Source organism: Galactobacter valiniphilus, assembly GCF_003575975.1.
Taxonomy (GTDB): domain Bacteria; phylum Actinomycetota; class Actinomycetes; order Actinomycetales; family Micrococcaceae; genus Galactobacter; species Galactobacter valiniphilus.
This window is the reverse complement of sequence record NZ_QQXK01000015.1, coordinates 71,095-84,448: the sequence shown is the minus strand read 5'-3', so window position 1 is coordinate 84,448 and position 13,354 is coordinate 71,095. Positions and strand designations below refer to the sequence as shown.

Below are 13,354 nucleotides of genomic sequence, written 5' to 3'. Positions count from 1 at the left end.
TACGCGGCCTTCAACTCCGCGGCGGTCGCCGTCTTGTTGAGCCACCGGTAGTACGGGGCTCTGGCGAGCTTCAAGACCCGGCACGTCACCGCCACGAGGATGCCGTCGGCGGCGAGCTCGCTCACGAGCGGGTAGAACCTTTTGGGCCCAGATTCGCCTGCGAGAGATAAGCGGCGGCCCGGCGCAGAACCTCGTTCTCCTGCTCCAAGAGCACGATCCGTTTCTTCGCTTCGCGCAGCTCGACCGACTCGTTCGCAGCCACGCCAGCCGGTGAGGGCCGTGCCGAAGTCCGGTCATCGATCGTGATCCACCTCTTCAAACACGAGGCAGAGATCCCGAAATCTTTGGCGACCTGCGCCAGGGACGAATCAGACTCCCGGAACACCCGGATCACGTCCTGACGGAACTCCTTGGGAAACGCTTTAGGCATGAGGCACATCCTTCCAGCGCCGAGACTCATCGACGCAGATTCAGTGTCTCAATCCGTGCAGCAGTCCCTTGTCGTCCGGGCTCCACCTTTGTTGGCGATAAGCGGCCGCAGTTTCCGCTAGCGCTTTCAACCCGTCGGGTGGCTTCTCCAGGAAACGTACGCCGAGTCCCGCGCGCATGGATCGCTCTGCGAAGGCGCGCTCGGCGTCTGTGATGCGGCCTGGCTTGAAGATCAGATCGACCTCACCTGAGGCGGTCTTGCCCAGCGCCCACGGCTCGCGGGGGAGTGGGGACGAACCCCTCGGGGAAAGGATGGTGAGCGAGCCTGTGACCACAGCCACATACAGCCCCTCGTAGTCGAGCAGGGTCAGAAGCGAGCGTTCCGCCAAAGATTCAAAATGGGCGTGGGCACCTGACCTGCTGTAGAACCACCGACCTTGATACGCGCCGCGCTGCGGCCAGCTTGGCGCGAAACTGCCGTTCATCAAGCACCGAAGGTCAAGTCTGGTGATTTCGGCAAGGCTGAGATTGGCTGGTTCGTCGCCCGATTCCAGAACACACAACGCTCTGTACTCGACCAGCAAGTTCTCGACGGCCATGTCGGTCCTTCCCACCACGACGATGCCAGGGGGCTTGGGGACAGTCTTGCCGCAGTGGCCTCTCGCTGCAACCAACTCCGCGGCGCCGTGTCAGGAGACGCGTCAACACGTACGCCTGCTCCTAGTGACACGCGCAGTGAGACGAACTGACAGATCACATGACATCAGGCAGCGACGCCGAGCCGAGGGGAGCACCCTCTCAACGTTAGTTGACATAATGTAGATTATCGGCGTTGCTGGCTCCCGCGTGCCTGGCCGCCCGCGAGACGCCCCAAACCGCGTCGTAGCGCGAGCGTCAACAGTGATTCACCCCTCACTGGAGGGCTCCCTGTGATCGCAACCGGACCGCGCGCACCACGCTTTGCTGGGAATCGACCGGAGACGCGCCCTGCAAGCGCAGGGCCAATGCCGGGCGTGAGCCACGGATTCAGTGGGCAATGGGCACCACCCGGCCCCGCATCCTTGCCCGGATCCTAGAGTGATGTTCACCACATTCGTGACGCTCTCCAGGCCGCGCGGCGGAATGTGATGCCCGCGAAGCGAATCCATTTCGAATCCTCCCCAGACGGAGCAGTCGCCCCTCCCCGGGCGGCCGCGGGGCTCCGCTCCCTCTCACGAAAGATCATCGATGGCTCTGCGTCTGCGCTTCCTCCGCCCCGCCGTCTGGCGCGGTGCGGCCCTTGTCCTGGCCCTCCCCGTCTCCACCCTCGCCGCGCCGCCGGCGCTGGCGGCCGACGCGCAGCTCGACCCCGCATCGAAGGTGCGCGTCGCGGCTTCCCCGAGCCAACCGAAGGTCTCCCGGACCACCCCCTTCGGCACCGCTTCCCGCGCAACCATCCTTGGCCAGGGAACGCAGCTGTGGATCGAGGGAACGGGCGGCCGTGTCACGCTCGAGCGCAAGTCCGGTGCACGCTGGGTCACGGCGGCCTCCCTGGGGGTCACGCTGCAGAACGGACGACGCTACGCCACCGTCCGCGTCCCGGCAGCCGTGGCCGACTCCCTCGCGGGGCGCACCGTCGAGTTCCGCATCAAGGCGGCTGCTACGCCCACAACAAGCGCCTGGACCAGCGGCGCCCAGCGCCTCACCCTGCCCAAGCGCACCACCAAGGTGGTCTCGTCGACGCTCGCGAACCTCAGCGGCTCCATCGTCTCGGCCGTGAAGACCAAGCGTGTGAGCGCCTCGTTCATGAACGCCGAGGGTCGCACCGCCGCGTTGCAGCGCAAGGTCAACGGCTCCTGGCGCACGGTGGCCTCGGCCAAGGTGCGCGGAGCCATCGCCACCGTCAAGATGCCCGTGCCGGCGTCCGCACGGGCCGTGTCCAGCTACCGCTGGGCGGTCTCCGCCACAGCCGCGGCCTCCGCCGCCAACTCCGGCACCGCGAAGATCGTCACCGAGAACCCTCGCAAGTACACGGGCTACAAGGGTGTCCTGCATCGGCAGATCAAGGCCTATTGCCCCAACACCGTGATTCAGATCCACTCCCGCACGGGCGGCTACGCCGGTTTGGCCTACATCGGCACCGACCAGATCGCCATCGTCAGCGGGCTGAGTGGCAACTTCCGCAAGCTCGCCGCCCTGCACGAGTGCGCGCACCTGCGCCAGTATGCCGTGGCGACCAAGCGCGGCGCGTCCTGGGAGCAGCTCAAGGCGCGGCTGAACAAGATCTACGGCACGAGCGGCAACCTCGGCATGGAGATGAACGCGACCTGCACCGCCAAGGCGATGGGCGCGAGCCTCATCAAGGGAGCCGGCTACACGACGAACTGCTCTGGCGCCCGCGGCCGTGCCGGTGCGGCCATCAAGGCCGGGCGTACGCCGTAGGCCCGGCGCAACGCCCGCCTCGAGCCAGCGGCGCCCCTCCCGCGTGAGTCGGGAGGGGCGCCGCTTGCGTATGCCCCTCCCCTTGCGGCGATGCAGGGTGTAGGCTCGAGTCACGCAATTGTGAGCCGCTCGCTCAAAATAGTTATCGGAGGCAGCCATGACCGCAGTCGCACCCCGCATCGACCCCTTGCACCAGGCGTGGGACGCGATCGATGAGGCTGAACTGCGGCGTCGGCACAGCCTCAAGTGGTCCGACGTCCCCGAGGCGATGGGCGCCTTCATCGCCGAGGCCGACTTCGGCACCGCCCCCGCCGTGGACGCCGCCATGCGCGATGTCATCGACCGCGCCGGCTACGGATACCTCCCCCAGTGGCTGCTCGCCGAGCTACGCGAGGCCTACACCGACTTCGCCCGCGAGCGCTACGGGCAGTCGATCGCCCCCGAGCGCGTCCAGATCATCCCCGACGTGCTCGCCGGGCTGGAACACGCCATCAACTACCTCACGCGCCCGGGCAGCCCCGTCGTCGTGCCCACCCCGGCCTACATGCCCTTCCTCGAGATCCCCGTCCGCCTGGGTCGCGAGATCATCGAGGTGCCGATGCTTCACGACGATGCCGGCTGGCGCCTCGATCCCGTGGGCATCGACGCTGCCCTCGAGGCCGGCGCCGGGCTGGTCATCCTCTGCAATCCGCACAATCCGACGGGCCATGTGGCCTCCCGCGCGGAACTCGAGGAGCTCAGCACCGTGGTGGAAAAGCACGAGGGCGTGCGCGTCTTCGTCGACGAGATCCACGCACCCGTCGTGTTGGGCCCTGCCCGCCACCTCTCCTACGCCACCCTCTCCCCCGCCGCGGCCCGCCAGGCCGTCACGGCCACGAGCACCTCGAAGGCCTTCGCGCTCCCGGGCCTCAAGTGCGCGCAGCTCATCCTGAGCAACGACGACGACCTCGCCGGCTGGGCGCAGGACGGCGTGCGCGCAGGCAAGCTCGCAAGCACGGTCGGTGCCGCAGCCAACGTCGCGGCGTACCGCGAGGGTGGAGCCTGGCTCGCTTCGCTCCTGGGCTATCTCGAGTCACTGCGGACGGAACTCGACGCGCTCGTGGAACAACACCTTGCCTGCCTCGGTTACGACTCCCCCGAGGGCACCTACATCGCCTGGCTCGACTGCTCCTCGCTTCACCTGAACGAATCGCCCGCCGCCTTCTTCCTGCGCGAGGCCGGCGTGGCGGTGTCTGACGGCGCCGCTTGTGGCGCCGGATTCGCCGCGCACGTGCGGCTCGTCTTCGCCACCCCTCGGCCCGTGCTGCGCTCCATGATCGAGCGCATGGGCGAAGCCGTGCGCCGCCACCAGGCCTGAGCCCCTGAGCGCCCGGGAATGGAAGAATGGGGAGCATGAGCGTCCCCTTCGGCCTGCAGCCCACCGTCAAGATCGTCCAGGCCGGGGACCCGGTCCTGCGCTCGAGCACCCCCGAGTGGGACGACTCGCTTGAGCGCACCGAGCTCGAGGCACTCGTGGAGCTCATGCGCTCCACCATGCACGCCGCGCCCGGCGTGGGTCTCGCGGCCCCCCAGATCGGCCTGTCCCTGCGCCTGGCCGTGCTCGAGGACCTCTGGCCCATCGATCAGGAGACGGCGGCCGCCAAGGAGCGCGAACCGCTCGAGTTCATGGCCGCCATCGACCCGCGCTACGAGGCCGTCGGCGCGCGTACCGCCACCCACTTCGAGGGGTGCCTGTCGGTCCGCGGGTACACCGCGAGCGTGGAGCGCCCGGCCGACATCCTCGCCTCCTGGACCGATCTGGAGGGCGTGCGCCACGAGCGCGAGCTGCACGGCTGGCAGGCCCGCATCTTCCAGCACGAGACGGATCACCTCAACGGCATGCTTTACCTCGACAAGGCCGAGCCGCGCAGCCTCTGCACCGACGAGAACTTCGCTCGCCTGTGGTCCTACGAGGAGCCGGAGACCGTGCGCGAGGGGCTGGGGTTCTGAGCGTGCAGAGTGCCTCCGCATGGCCGCTGCTGTGCCCGCAGTGCGGCGAACCGGCCCGCCTGGAACTGCGCCCCACCGGGCGCCCGGCGGGGCTGCGCTGCGCCAACGGTCACCGCTACGACGCGGCGAAGCAGGGCCACATCAACCTGCTGACGGGGAAGCCAAGCAAGTTCCTTGAGGACACCCCGGCCATGATCGCCTCCCGCGAGGCATGGCTCGAGTCCGGTGCCTACTCGCCCATCTCCGCGGCGCTCGGCGAACTCGCCGTCCGCCTCAATGATGACGCCTCCCCCCTGCTCGTCGACACCGGCTCCGGCACCGGTTGGTACACGCGCGCCGTGCTCGACGCGTTGTCCGCCGCCGGCCGGGACCCGCGCGCCGTGGATCTCGACCTTTCCCGCGCAGGCGCCCAGCGGGCGGCGCGCGATCCGCGGGTGCTCTCCTTCGTCTGGGACACCTGGCGTCACTGGCCCCTGGCCGAGGCGAGCGCCTCGGTCCTGCTCGACGTCTTCGCGCCGCGCAATCCCCCGGAGTTCGCCCGCGTGCTGCGCCGCGGGGGCCTGGCCCTGGTGGTCGTCCCGCTCCCCGGGCATCTCGCCCAGCTGCGTGAGGACGCCGGCCTGCTCGGCATCGATGGGGACAAGGAGGAACGCCTCGCTGCCCACCTCGAGACTGACTTCGAGGAGCTGGAGTCCGTCGACGTCAACGCGTGGATGCGGCTCGAACCCCACGCCGCCGCGTTGGTGGCGCACATGGGCCCCGCCGGCCACCACCGCGCACTCGCCGACATCCTCGCGGAACTCGAGACGAGCGGTCCGCGTGACGTCGAGCTCAGCGTCCGGGTGCACGCCTACCGCAGGCGCTGACGCCGCGCAGATCATCCGCCCGAGTGACGCCCGGGCACCCGACAGCTGGCAGAGTGAGGGGGCGGCCATCCCCGGTCGCGCTCTAGGTTTCTTTGGAGGCGAGATGTTCGAGTGGCTGGTCCAGAATTCGTGGGCCATCTGGCTTGCCCTGGTGCTGGTGTTCATCGCGATCGAGGCGCTGACCCTCGATCTGTGGTTCGCCACGCTCGCCGGCGGCGCCTTGGCCGGCATGTTCACCGCCCTCGCCGGCGGCCCTGGGTGGTTGCAGATCGTGATCTTCGCGCTCGCGGCGCTCATCCTCATCTTCGGCTTGCGGCCCATCGCCCTGCGGCAGATCCGCAAGAGTACGGCCGATTCGCTCTCCAACATCGATCGCCTCATCGGGCAGGACGCGCTTGTCCTCGAGCCCACCTCCCGCGTGACCGGCACGGCCAAGATCCACGGTGAGACGTGGACGGCGCGCAGCGAGGACCACGGCCCGCTCTCCCCCGGCACCCATGCCGTCGTCGTGCGGATCTCCGGTGCCACGGCGTATCTCTCCGCCGCCCCGGCCTTCCCTGCCGGCGAGGCGAGCGGACCCGCCGCACCCCTGAGCCGCTAGGCCCCTCCCGCGCGGCTCTCACCCGGCGGCGCCCCCAGCACCCCTGTCCCACACCACTCGTACGGAAGGACTTCCCATGGACTTCAATCCCGGATGGATCGTCGCGATCGTCCTGGCGATCGTCGTGATCATCATCCTGGTCCGCTCGATCCACATCATCCCGCAGGCGAGGGCTCGCATCGTCGAGCGCCTCGGCCGCTACCAGCGCACCGCCACGGCGGGTCTGACCATGGTGATCCCGTTCATCGACCGCCTCGGCCCGGTCATTGACCTGCGCGAGCAGGTCCAGCCGTTCCCGCCGCAGCCGGTCATCACCGAGGACAACCTCGTCGTCAACATCGACACGGTCGTCTACTACCAGGTGACGGACCCGCGCGCGGCGACCTACGAGATCGAGAACTACATCCGCGCCGTCGAGCAGCTCACCACCACCACGCTGCGTAACGTGGTCGGCGGCCTGCAGCTCGAGGAGGCACTGACCTCGCGCGACCAGATCAACAGCCAGCTGCGCGGCGTCCTCGACGAGGCAACGGGCCGCTGGGGCATCCGCGTCTCGCGCGTGGAGCTCAAGGCCATCGACCCGCCGATGTCTATCCAGGACTCCATGGAGAAGCAGATGCGCGCCGAGCGAGATCGCCGCGCCGCGATCCTCACGGCAGAGGGCACCAAGCAGTCCGAGATTCTGACGGCTGAGGGTTCGCGCCAGGCGGCCATCCTCACCGCGGAGGGCGAGGCCAAGGCCGCCGTGCTCAAGGCCCAGGGCGAGGCCGAGGCCATCCAGACCGTCTTCCAGGCCGTGCACGAGGCCAACGCCGATCCGAAGCTGCTGGCCTACCAGTACCTGCAGGCGCTGCCGAAGATCGCCGAGGGAACGTCCAACAAGCTGTGGATCATCCCCTCGGACGTCACCGACGCCCTGAAGGGGCTCGGCGGAGCGTTTGGCGCCTTCGGGCCGGAGAACGGCACACCCAAGAACTAAGGCGCGCGGCGCCGCCAGCGGGCACGGTCGCCATCCCCTACAATGGATGGCGACCGTGCCCGCGTCCGGGTTGCGGGAATGCACCGCCGCCCGTCCACGTTTTGCATGTGGTCGAGAGCAGTGAAGCACGTGAGGAGTCAGCATGAGTGATCGCAGCCTGCGCGGTATGCGCCTGGGTTCGCAGTCGATGGAGTCCGAGGCCGGCGTCGAGCCCGCGGCCCGCCAGACCGTCGAGTACGTCTGCGAGGACGGCGAGAAGGTCCAGGTCATCTTCGCGATGGAAGCCGACGTGCCCACGGTGTGGCACACCAAGACCGGCAAGAAGGCCCTCCGCGTCGACGGCGGCGAGGAGGAGCCCAACAAGGACAAGCCCCAGCGCAGCCACTGGGACATGCTGCTGGAGCGTCGTTCCATGGAGGAGCTCGAGGTCATCCTGAAGGATCGCCTCAACTTCCTGAAGGAAGCCCGCGGCGAGAAGATCGACGCCTGAGCCTTCCGCCTCGGAGCACACAGGAGGGGCCCGCACCATGCATGGTGCGGGCCCCTCCTGTGTGTGGTGACGCTGGCGGCGCGGTCAGCGGCCGACCTTGGAACGCAGGGTCTCCCAGCGGGCGGCCAGGCCCCACTTGACGACGTTGACGCCGGCCTCCTGGATGATGGAGCCGCTCATCTTGGACTCGCCAAACTCGCGCTCAACAAAGGTGATCGGCACCTCCGTGATGGAGAATCCAGCGCGGGCCGTGCGGAAGGTCATGTCCACCTGGAAGCCGTAGCCCACCGAGTCGACGGCGCCGAGGTCGAGGCCGCGCAGCGTGCTTGCCTTGTAGGCGCGGTAGCCGGCGGTGATGTCACGCAGCTTGAGACCGAGGAAGAAGCGGGAGACGAAGCTGCCCGTGCGCGAGATGAGCTTGCGGGAGAGCGGCCAGTTGACGACCTCGCCGCCCGGGACCCAGCGGGAGCCGATCACGAGGTCGGCGCCGGCCTCGGAGGCCTGCAGCAGGCGCGGGAGCTGCTCGGGCTGGTGGGAGCCGTCGGCGTCCATCTCCACGAGCACGTCGTAGCCCCGCTCGAGACCCCAGGCGAAGCCTGCCAGGTACGCGGCCCCGAGGCCCTCCTTGCCCTTGCGGTGCAGCACGTGGATGTTCGCATCCTCGGCGCTGAGGCGGTCGGCGAGCTCGCCGGTGCCGTCCGGGGAGTTGTCATCGGCGATGAGCACGTCAACCTCGGGGCAGGCGGCGCGCAGTCGGCCCACGGTCTTGGGCAGCGACTCCAACTCGTTGTACGTCGGGATGATGGTGAGCACTCGCACGCGCTGATCGGTCCTTTGGTGGCTGGATTGCGGCCCGGGACGGGCCAGCGTTCATTGTATCCCGGTGGCGGCGCGCAGCAGGTGTGGCCCGGGTTAAGCCGGGCCACGCCGTGCTCAGGCGCTGTGCAACACCGCACCGTCGGCCAGCGTCAGGAGGCACCGCGTTGCGCGGGCCTCGGCGAGTCCGAGGATCGCGGGGACCGGATCGTCGCCCGCCTCGCCCGGCCCGACGTCGGGCGCTTCCCAGAGCGCGAGGCTCGCCGGGGCGCCCACGGCCAGGGTGCCCCGGCCGCCTTCGGCGGCCCGCGCCGCCGCGTAGCCGCCCGCCGTGTGGGCGCGCACCGCAGCGAGCGCGCCGAGGCGTTCGTCCGGGTGGTGATGGCGCAGCGCGGCCAGGATGCTGCGCCACGGGGCGGCCCCGGTCACGGGTGTGTCGGAGCCGAAGGCCAGCGGGGCCCCGGCCGCGACCAGCGAGCCGAAGGGGTTGAGCGCGCCGGCGCGCTCCCGGCCGAGCCTTTGCTCGTAGAGATCCCCGGGGAAGCCCCAGAGCTCGTCGAAGCGCGGTTGAACGGAGGCGTGGACGCCCCACGCGGCGAGGCTGCGCGCTTCCGGGGCGTCGACGCCCTCGAGGTGTTCGACGCGGTGACGCGCGCGGCGCAGCCGCTCCTCCCCCACGGCCAGGGAGGCCAGACGGAAGCCCTCGACGGCCGCCTCGACGGCGGCGTCCCCGATGGCGTGGAAGGCGGCCTGCGTTCCTGCCAGGGTGCACGCGATGACGTGCGCGGCGATGGCGGGGGGTTCGAGCAGGAGCTCGCCCCTCGTGTGCGGAGCGTCGGTGTACGGGGCGCGCAGGGCCGCCGTCCTGGCGCCGAGCGATCCATCGATGGAGAGGTCGCCGCCGAGCCCGGACAGGGCGCCGCCCCAGGCGGCCAGCTCGGCACGCGCGTGCTCCTCGCTCTCGACGAGCCGCGCCCAATAGGCGTAGACCGTCGGGACCGGCTCCGGCTCGGCGGCGGGGGCGAGGAGCAGGCGCAGATCGTCCTCGCCGGAGACGTGCGGGGCCGCCATCTCGGTCACCGCTGCGTGGCCGGAGGAGGCGAAGTGGCGCAGGGCCCTGCGCTGCAGGGCGCGCGTCTCGTCCGGGCCGGTGACGGTGGCGAGCGCGCGCACGGCCGCGTGGTCGGCCTCCTCGAGGAGGGCATCGCTTGCGTAACCGGCGCGCGCGAGCAGGCCGGCCGAGGCGAGCCCGGCGTGCACGTCGATCCGCGAGAGAAAGACCTCGCGGCCTCCGGCCGCCGCCTCGAGCTGCTCAGGGGTCGGCAACAGCGGGTCGGCCCACGTCGACTCGTCCCAGCCGTGGCCGAGGAGGAGCGCGCCGGCCGGGGCCGTGCGGGCCAGCGCCGCCACCGCCGCGAGGAGTTCCCCGGCGCCGCGCACCGCAGAGACATCGAGCGAGGCGAGGGCGCGGCCCGTCTCGGTGACGTGGGCGTGGCCGTCCACGAAGGCCGCGAGCAGCACCGCACCGTCGGCCCCGATCACGCGGGTGCCGGCGTCCCTGGGCGCGTCGGCGGAGCGCCCGGCCCACGCGATGCGGCCGTCGCGGATGAGCACGGCCTCGGCCCGTCGGGCTGGCTCGCCCGCACATGGGGCCACCCAGGACCTCACCCCGTCCAGGAGCAGGGGCGCGGCCGCCGGGGGCGACCCGGTGGCGCCGGGCGGCCCGGCCGGAGCGCGGCCGCTCACCGACGCCGCCGAACGGGCCCCGCCGCGTCGTCGTGCGTTCCCTGGCCCGCTCCGGGCTCGCCACCCACGGCGGCGCTCACCACAGCGGACGCGGCCACGACGCCGCGCCGAATCAAGTCCGAGGCGGCCGAGGCGGTGTCGGAGACCTCCGGCGCCACGGCCGGGTTCTGCGCGAGCTGGCCCAGGAAGTCGATGACCTGCTTGGCCCAGCGCACAAAGTCGCCGGCCTCGACCTGGCTCTCGGCGAGGGCCGACGCGAGGTCCTCGCCGCAGGCCCAGCGGTGCATGGCGTCCACGAGGCCGGCCTCCGGCGCCGGCGTGAGCTCGACCCGGTGATCCGATTCGAGGTCCTCGAGCCGGGACCACTGGGCCACGGCCAGGTCCCACACATCGCGCACGCCCTGGGGCCAGTGTCGCGGCCCCGCCTCGGCGTCGCGCTTGGGCTGGTACACGAAGAGGGTCGCGGCGGCGGCCATGGCGGCCGGGCTCAGGCCCTGCAGGCCACCCTCGCCAAGCACGAGCGCCGTGAGCAGATCCCGCTCGCCGTAGATGCGCAGCATGGTGTGCCCCGCGTCGGTGATCCGTGCCGCCTCGCCCTCGCCCCGCACATAGCCCACGGAACGCAGCACGGCGGTGACGCGGTCGAAGGTCCGCGCGATCGTGTGGGTGCGGCCCATGATCTGGGACTCGAGCCGATCGGACTCAACCTTGAGCTTCTGGTAGCGCTCGGCCCAGCGCGCATGCTGTTCGCGCTCGGGGCAGCCGTGGCAGGGGTGGCGCTTGAGCTTGCGCTCCAGTTCGTCGATGAGCGCCTCCGGATCCTCGTCGCCGGCGAAGGCGAAGCCGGGCGTGCGCCGATGCGGATCGGGGCGGGCATCACGCAGGGCGTTGCGCAGGCTCGAGGCCAGGTCGTTGCGCTCCTGCGGCGAGCGGCCCGTGAACGTCTTGGGCACGCGCAGGGTGCCAAGCACCTCGAGCGGGCCGTCGAGGTCGGCCGCTGAGAGGCGGCGCAGGCGCCCGTCGAGGGTCAGGATGGTGGGCCGGGGATCCTTGAACGACGGCGCGAGGTGGGTCACGACGGCGTGGCCCAGGTTGCGCGGGCCGCGGATCTCCACGATGTCACCCCGCCCCACCGCCTCGAGGGCCAGCTCCGCCGAGGAGCGCCGGGCGCGGCCCCGCGACTTCGAGGCCGACTTCTGGGCCTTGTTCAGGCGCTGACGCAGGCGCGCGTACTCCTGAAAGTCGCCGAGGTGGCAGGTCATGGCCTGCTCGTAGCCGGTCAGCGACTCCTTGCGACCGGCCAGCTGGCGGGCCAGGCCCACGACCGAGGCATCAGCCTGGTACTGCGCGAAGGACTGCTCCAGCACGCTGCGGGCCTGGCGCACGCCGAGCCGGCTGAGCAGGTTCAGGCTCATGTTGTAGGTGGGGCGGAAGCTCGAGTTAAGCGGGTAGGTGCGGCGGGAGGCGAGGCCGGCCACCGCGAGCGGATCCATGCCCTGGTGCCACGAGACGACGGCGTGGCCCTCCACGTCGATGCCGCGGCGGCCCGCGCGGCCCGTGAGCTGCGTGTACTCGCCGGGGGTGACGGGCGCGTGGGTCTCGCCGTTGAACTTGTCGAGCTTCTCGAGCACCACGGAGCGGGCCGGCATGTTCACGCCGAGGGCCAGCGTCTCCGTCGCATACACGACCTTGCACAGGCCGCGGGCGAAGAGCTGCTCCACCGCCTCCTTGAAGACGGGGATCAGGCCGGCGTGGTGCGAAGCAATGCCGCGCAGCATGCCGTCGCGCCAGGCCCAGTAGCCAACGACCTCGAGGTCCTCGGCCGGGAGCCGGCGCGCTGCTTGCTCCAGCACTTCCTCGATCTGGCGGCGCTCCTGGCGGGTGGTGAGGTCCACGCCGGCTCGCACGTTCTGCGCCACCGCGGCGTCGCAGCCCTTGCGGGAGAAGACGAAGACGATCGCGGGCAGCAGCCCTGCGTCGTCGAGGCTCGCGACGGTGGCGGGGCGGGAGGCGCCGCGCGAGCGCTGGCCACCGCTGGCCGTGAGCGAGCCGGAGCCGGTGGCGTCGCCCCGCGGACCCGGCCGGCCGCGTCGTCGTCCGCGATCCTGGCGGCCGCGGCCGCCCCGGCCGTCCACGCGGGCGGTGTGCTCGCCCCAGCCCCCGCTCAGCGAGGCGGGGGAACGACGCGCGAGCTTGACCAGCTCGGGGTTCACCACGGCGCCCGAGTCGGCGCTGGATTCGAAGGAGACGTCCTCGGCGAACAGGTCAAGCAGCTCCGAGCCCACCATGACGTGCTGCCAGAGCGGGACCGGACGGTGCTCGGACACGATGACGTCGGTGGCGCCGCGCACCGCCTCGAGCCAGCCGCCGAACTCCTCGGCGTTGGAGACCGTCGCGGAAAGCGAGACCACCTTGGCGCTCTGGGGCAACTGAAGGATGACCTCCTCCCACACGGCGCCGCGGTCCTTGTCGGCGAGATAGTGCACCTCGTCCATGACCACGTACTCGAGCCCCTGCAGCGTGGGCGAGGAGGCGTAGAGCATATTGCGCAGCACCTCGGTCGTCATCACGACGATCTCCGCCTCTGAGTTCACGGCCGTGTCGCCCGTCAGCAGGCCCACGCGGTCGGCGCCGTGGCGGGCGGCAAACTCGGCGAACTTCTGGTTCGAGAGCGCCTTGATCGGCGTCGTGTAGAAGGCCTTGGTGCCGTGGGCCAGAGCGAGGTGCACGGCGAACTCGCCCACGACCGTCTTGCCGGCGCCCGTCGGGGCGGCGACGAGCACGCCGCGGCCGGCCTCGAGGGCCTCGCACGCGCGCTGCTGGAAGTCATCCAGCGGGAAGTCGAGGCCGTCGGTGAAGGCGCCGAGTTCGGTCCGGGCCTGCTCGCCGCGGCGCTTCGCCGCGGCGAAGCGTTCGGCCGGGCTGGACGGGGCCTCGACGTCGTGGGACGTGGGACGGGACGCGCCCGCCCCGTCACCTGGGGCGACGGGGCGGGCGGTACGACGGCGGCTGGGCAC

At 70.8% G+C, this 13,354-nt stretch carries 11 protein-coding genes and 1 pseudogene; 7 read left to right on the top strand and 5 right to left on the bottom strand.

Annotation, left to right across the window (positions count from 1 at the left end; translation table 11 throughout):
- Positions 1–430, bottom strand: a pseudogene (locus tag DWB68_RS08970) (transposase); the annotation flags it as partial.
- A gap of 40 nt (positions 431–470) precedes the next feature.
- Positions 471–1,028 carry a hypothetical protein gene (locus DWB68_RS08965; RefSeq protein ID WP_119424797.1) on the bottom strand — a complete coding sequence of 186 codons (558 nt, stop codon included), beginning with the start codon at positions 1,026–1,028 and terminating at the stop codon, positions 471–473.
- A gap of 628 nt (positions 1,029–1,656) precedes the next feature.
- Between DWB68_RS08965 and DWB68_RS08960 the strand changes: the two genes are divergently transcribed.
- From DWB68_RS08960 to DWB68_RS08930, 7 genes are all read left to right on the top strand, one after another.
- Positions 1,657–2,850: a hypothetical protein gene (locus DWB68_RS08960; protein ID WP_119424796.1), complete on the top strand. Its 1,194-nt coding sequence runs from the start codon at positions 1,657–1,659 to the stop codon at positions 2,848–2,850.
- Between the two features lie 157 nt (positions 2,851–3,007).
- Complete coding sequence (locus DWB68_RS08955; protein ID WP_119424795.1) at positions 3,008–4,207, top strand: MalY/PatB family protein; 1,200 nt, start codon at positions 3,008–3,010, stop codon at positions 4,205–4,207.
- 35 nt (positions 4,208–4,242) lie between these two features.
- The gene (locus tag DWB68_RS08950) at positions 4,243–4,839 is read left to right on the top strand and encodes a peptide deformylase (RefSeq protein WP_119424794.1); all 597 of its coding nucleotides are present in this window, start codon (positions 4,243–4,245) and stop codon (positions 4,837–4,839) included.
- 2 nt (positions 4,840–4,841) lie between these two features.
- Positions 4,842–5,705: a putative RNA methyltransferase gene (locus DWB68_RS08945; protein ID WP_119424793.1), complete on the top strand. Its 864-nt coding sequence runs from the start codon at positions 4,842–4,844 to the stop codon at positions 5,703–5,705.
- 103 nt (positions 5,706–5,808) lie between these two features.
- Positions 5,809–6,306 (top strand): NfeD family protein, encoded by a 498-nt coding sequence (locus DWB68_RS08940; RefSeq protein WP_119424792.1) that lies wholly within the window; start codon positions 5,809–5,811, stop codon positions 6,304–6,306.
- 76 nt (positions 6,307–6,382) lie between these two features.
- On the top strand, positions 6,383–7,285 hold the full coding sequence (locus DWB68_RS08935; RefSeq protein ID WP_119424791.1) for an SPFH domain-containing protein: 903 nt from the start codon (positions 6,383–6,385) through the stop codon (positions 7,283–7,285).
- Between the two features lie 142 nt (positions 7,286–7,427).
- Positions 7,428–7,775 (top strand): RNA polymerase-binding protein RbpA, encoded by a 348-nt coding sequence (locus DWB68_RS08930; protein ID WP_119424790.1) that lies wholly within the window; start codon positions 7,428–7,430, stop codon positions 7,773–7,775.
- Positions 7,776–7,859: 84 nt separating this feature from the next.
- On the opposite strand, the gene DWB68_RS08925 is transcribed toward DWB68_RS08930, so the two are convergent.
- The 3 genes from DWB68_RS08925 to DWB68_RS08915 all read right to left on the bottom strand — a co-directional run bounded on the left by DWB68_RS08925 (position 7,860) and on the right by DWB68_RS08915 (position 13,354).
- Positions 7,860–8,594, bottom strand: a complete 735-nt coding sequence (locus DWB68_RS08925) for a polyprenol monophosphomannose synthase (protein ID WP_119424789.1) — start codon at positions 8,592–8,594, stop codon at positions 7,860–7,862.
- Between the two features lie 114 nt (positions 8,595–8,708).
- Entirely contained in the window at positions 8,709–10,337 is a 1,629-nt protein-coding gene (locus DWB68_RS08920; RefSeq protein WP_119424788.1) for an amidohydrolase, read from the bottom strand.
- The gene (locus DWB68_RS08915) at positions 10,334–13,354 is read right to left on the bottom strand and encodes a DEAD/DEAH box helicase (protein WP_119424787.1); all 3,021 of its coding nucleotides are present in this window, start codon (positions 13,352–13,354) and stop codon (positions 10,334–10,336) included. Before DWB68_RS08915 ends, DWB68_RS08920 begins: the two co-directional genes overlap by 4 nt.